The sequence below is a fragment of the Streptomyces sp. NPDC046931 genome, assembly GCF_040644655.1.
Lineage (GTDB): Bacteria > Actinomycetota > Actinomycetes > Streptomycetales > Streptomycetaceae > Streptomyces.
In genome coordinates, this window is record NZ_JBEYWX010000061.1 from 1 (window position 1) to 2,439 (window position 2,439).

The following is a 2,439-nucleotide window of genomic DNA, read 5'->3' on the forward strand; positions in this document are numbered from 1 at the left end:
AACTGATCGGCGGGGTCCGCTTCCCGGCCATCGGTGAACTCCCCTACCTGCTCACCCTCGCAGGCCACGGCTTCTACTGGTTCCGGCTCCGCAAGAACGTCCCTCAGGCCACCAAGGTGAATTTCGTCGTGGCCAGTTGACTCATGGCCGCTGCTCCCTCGGCCGCACCGGACGGAAAGGACGCGACGCCATGCCGAAGACCCAGACCGCAACCCTCGGCCCGGACAGCCTCGGCCCCGCCGCGCTCCTGCCCTCGCTGTCCGGTCTGCTGCGCACCTGGCTGCCGCGCCAGCGCTGGTTCGCCGGCAAGGGACGTCCCGTCACGGACCTGGCGCTGCTGTCGGTGACGGAGCTGCACCCCGACTGTCTGCATCTGTTGATCCGCGCCGAATACCCCGAGCTGTCGGCGAGCAGCACACCGGGCGCGACCCCGGTCCGCGACTGCTACCAACTGATCCTCGGCTTCGGCGAGTTCCTGGCCCACCGGCACTCCCCGGCTGTCCTCGGACGCGCCGGCGAGGGCCCGCTGACCGGGCTGCTCGTGTACGACGCCCTCCATGACCCGCGCTCGGCGTCCCTGCTCCTGGAACGGCTGCGCACGCCGGGCACCGCGGGGGCCCTGCGCTTCGAACGCGACGCAAGGGTGACGATCCCCGCCGACCTCCCCCCGCGCCTCCTCGAAGCCGAGCAGTCCAACTCCTCCCTGGTCTACGGGGACGCGTACATCCTGAAACTGTTCCGCCGTGTGCGGCCCGGAATCAATCCGGACCTGGAAGTGCCCTGGGCCCTGGCCCGGCAGGGCTGCACCCGCGTCCTCGCCCCGGTGGCCTGGTTCCGCACGTCCAGCCCATGGGCCGCGACCCTCGGCGTGCTCCAGCCGTTCCTGCACGGCGCCGACGACGGATGGACGCGGGCGCTGGCCGCGCTCGCGGCGGGGCGGGAGTTCACCGAGGAGGCCTACGAGATGGGGCAGGCCACGGCCGAGGTGCACCTGGCCCTCGCCGCCGCGTTCCCCGTCGAGTCCCAGGGATTGCCCCGCAGCGAGCGGCTCGCCGCCGGCATGGCGGACCGGCTGAGAGACGCCCTGCACGCCGTACCGGAACTGCTGCCCTACGCGAGCGGGCTGTGGTCCGCGTTCACCGAGCCGGCGGTCTTCGACTCGGCCCGGCCCGCGCAGCGCATCCACGGCGATCTGCACCTGGGCCAGGTGCTGCGCGCCGAACGGCAGTGGCATGTGATCGACTTCGAGGGAGAGCCGGCTCGCCCGCTGCCCGAGCGGCGCCGCGTCCAGTCCCCGGTGCGCGATGTGGCGGGCATGCTCCGCTCCTTCGACTACGCCGCCTACGCACGCCGGCCCTGGCGCCCCGAATGGGCGCTGCGGTGCCGGGAGGCCTACTGCGCGGGCTACGCCACCGGGGCCGGCTGGGACCCCCGCTCGGAACCGGAGCTGCTGCGTGCCTACGAGACGGACCGCGCGGTGTACGAGGTGCTGTACGAGGCCCGGCACCGACCCGACTGGCTGCCCGTACCGATGGCGGCGATCGCGCGCCTCGCCGAACGCCCCGGCCTGAGGAGGCTGACACCGTGACCGTCCCCATCGCACCCGAACCGCCGCTCTCCTCCCCGCAGTTGGGCACGCCGAGTGCCGCACCGGCGGAGCCCGGCGACCGGAAGCGGCTGCTGGCGGGCGCGCACCACGATCCGCACGCGGTGCTCGGCGCCCACCCGGCGCCCGGCGGAGTCGCGTTCCGCGTCCTGAAACCCTGCGCACTCTCGGTGACCGTGGTCATGGACGGCGCCTGGGCGGAGCTGCACGACGACGGCGACGGCTTCTTCTCGGCCCTGCTGCCGCTGCGAGAGGTACCGGTGTACCGGCTTCTCGTGGCCTACGAGGGGTGCGTACTGGAGAGCGACGACCCCTACCGCTTCCTGCCCGCGCTCGGCGAGCTGGACCTGCACCTCATCGGTGAGGGACGCCACGAGGAGTTGTGGAGGGCCCTCGGGGCCCATCCGATCACCCACCAGGGCGTGAGCGGGTCCCGCTTCACGGTGTGGGCACCGAACGCCCGAGGGGTCAGGGTCTGCGGGGACTTCTGTCACTGGGACGGCACCGGCCACGCGATGCGTTCCCTCGGCTCGTCCGGAGTGTGGGAACTGTTCGTGCCCGGGATCGGCCCCGGGACGCTCTACAAGTTCGACATCACACGATCCGACGGCACCCGCACCGTACGCGCGGACCCCATGGCTCGCCGCACGGAGGTGCCGCCGGCGACAGCGTCGGTCGTCACCGAGTCGGCGTACCTGTGGGGCGACGGGGAGTGGCTCGCGCGCCGCGCCGACATCCCCGTCCACGAGGCGCCGTTCTCGGTGTACGAGGTGCATCTGCCGTCCTGGCGGCCGGGACTGACGTACCGGCAGCTGGCCGAACAGCTGCCCGCG

Annotated in this window: 1 protein-coding gene and 1 pseudogene; both read left to right on the plus strand. The window is 72.6% G+C overall.

Features of this window, described 5'->3' with window-relative positions; translation table 11 throughout:
• Nucleotides 1-190: 190 nt before the first annotated feature.
• Entirely contained in the window at nucleotides 191-1,588 is a 1,398-nt protein-coding gene (locus tag ABZ876_RS39010) for a maltokinase (protein WP_361791164.1), read from the plus strand.
• Nucleotides 1,585-2,439: pseudogene (locus ABZ876_RS39015) on the plus strand (hypothetical protein); the annotation flags it as partial. The gene ABZ876_RS39010 and the pseudogene ABZ876_RS39015, both read left to right, overlap by 4 nt.

What these genes read in the sequence shown, in the direction of transcription:
- ABZ876_RS39010 (WP_361791164.1), top strand. Translation starts at nt 191, where the DNA reads ATGCCGAAGACCCAGACCGCAACCCTCGGCCCGGACAGCCTCGGCCCC.